This is a genomic window from Nonomuraea sp. 3N208 (genome assembly GCF_052245935.1).
Lineage (GTDB): Bacteria > Actinomycetota > Actinomycetes > Streptosporangiales > Streptosporangiaceae > Nonomuraea.
Genome location: NZ_JBQQBR010000130.1, coordinates 1 through 1,980, shown reverse-complemented (window position 1 = coordinate 1,980; position 1,980 = coordinate 1). Strand labels below are relative to the sequence as shown.

Sequence of the window (1,980 nt, the reverse complement as noted above, 5' to 3'; positions counted from 1 at the left end):
GGCCGGTGGTCTTCACAGGCCGGCTGTCGGTGGCCACGCATCCGTGGCTGGCTGATCATGCGGTCAATGGTCGGGTGGTGGTGCCGGGTGCGGCGTTGGTGGAGCTGGTGGTGCGGGCCGGCGATGAGCTGGGTTGCGGTCATTTGCGGGAGCTGACCATTGCGGCGCCGTTGCTGGTGCCGGCCGAAGGCGGGGTGCACATCCAGCTGGTGGCCGGTCCGGCCGATGAGTCGGGTGGCCGGTCGGTGGGCATCCATTCCCGTTCGGGGGCGGCTGAGCCGTGGGTGCGGCACGCCCAAGGCCTGCTCACCGAGGAGAACGCGCGGCCGCTGGTTGACCTGACCCAGTGGCCGCCGGTGGGTGCTGAGCCGGTCGAGGTGGAGGCGCTTTATGACGAGCTGGCTGTGTCGGGTCTGGAGTATGGGCCGCTGTTCCAGGGCGTGAGCAGGGCTTGGCAGCAGGGTGGGGCGGTGTTCGCCGAGATCACGCTGCCGGAGCAGGCGCACACTGAGGCGGCCCGGTTCGGGCTGCACCCGGCCTTGCTGGATGCCTCGTTGCATGCCATCGCGCTGGGCGAGCTGTTGCCGCGATCCGAGCCTGGGCGGCCGTATCTGCCGTTCGTATGGAGCGGGGTGTCGCTGCATGCGGCGGGCGCGACCGGTTTGCGTGTCAAGGTCACCGCCAGCGGCGACGACATCACGCTCGCCATCGCCGATGAGAGTGGCGCGCCGGTGGCCGAGGTGGAGGCGCTCACCCTGCGGCCTGTGTCCACCGCCGAGCTGGCCGACTCAGAGCGTCATGGCCTGCTGCACCAGCTCGACTGGTCCGTCATCCCTGCTGCCTCCGGGCAAGGATCCTCTCGGTGGGTGCAACTGGCCGAGCCGGACCTGGTGTCGATCGACTTCGCGGATCTGCCCGAGGCGGTCCTGGTCCGGGGTCAGGATCTGCATGCGACGCTGGCACTGATCCAGGAGTGGCTGGCTGAGGAGCGGTTCGATTCGCGGCTGGTGATCGTCACGCGTGGTGCGGTGGCGGCAGGTCCGGGCGATGTCCCGGATCCGGCGCAGGCGGCGATCTGGGGCCTGGTCCGGGCCGCGCAGTCCGAGCAGCCGGACCGGTTGGTGCTGCTGGACCTGGACGAGGATGTGCCGGAAGGACTGATCGAGCAGGCGCTGGTCAGTGGTGAGCCTCAGGTGGCGGTCCGCGACGGCGAGGTGCGTGCACCACGACTGGCTCCCGCTGCGGGCCTCTCGGATCGAGGGCCGGTGTTCGGGCCGGAGGGCGCGGTGCTGGTCACCGGTGGCACCGGTGGGCTGGGTGCGCTGGTGGCCCGGCATCTGGTCGCCGCGCATGAGGTGCGGCGTCTGGTGCTGGTCAGCCGGCGTGGGCTGGATGCTCCGGGTGCGGCAGAGTTGGTGGCCGAGCTGTCCGTGCTGGGGGCAGATGTCACTGTCGAGGCCTGCGACGTGGCCGACCGTGACGCCCTCGCCCGGGTGATCGCAGCCGTTCCGTTGACGGCAGTGGTGCACACCGCGGGCGTGCTCGACGACGGGGTGATCGGTGCTCTGACGCCCGAGCGTTTGGACGGGGTGATGGGTCCGAAGGCGGATGCCGCCCGGCATCTGCACGAGTTGACGCGGGATCTGGATCTGTCGGCGTTCGTGTTGTTCTCGTCGCTGGCCGGGGTGCTGGGCGGCCCGGGTCAGGGCAACTATGCGGCGGCCAATGCCTATTTGGACGCGCTGGCGCAGCGGCGCAGGGCAGAGGGGCTGCCGGCCACCTCGCTGGCCTGGGGTCTGTGGGCGACCGGCGGGATGGCGGGCGAGCTGGATGAGGCCGATCTGCGGCGTATGGAGCGCGCGGGCGTTCAGCCGCTGTCCGTCGAGGACGGGCTGGCCCTGTTCGACACCGCTGTATCGTCCGACCGGGCCGTGCTGATCCCCGCACGATTCGCTCAGACACGGACCAAGGTTCGCCGCG

The 1,980-nt window shown here is 70.6% G+C and carries 1 protein-coding gene; it reads left to right on the top strand.

Annotation, left to right across the window (positions count from 1 at the left end; all coding sequences use genetic code 11):
* Positions 1 to 1,980 (top strand): type I polyketide synthase (locus ACTWPT_RS59795; RefSeq protein WP_443186442.1); only part of this gene is annotated, 1,980 nt, incomplete at both ends.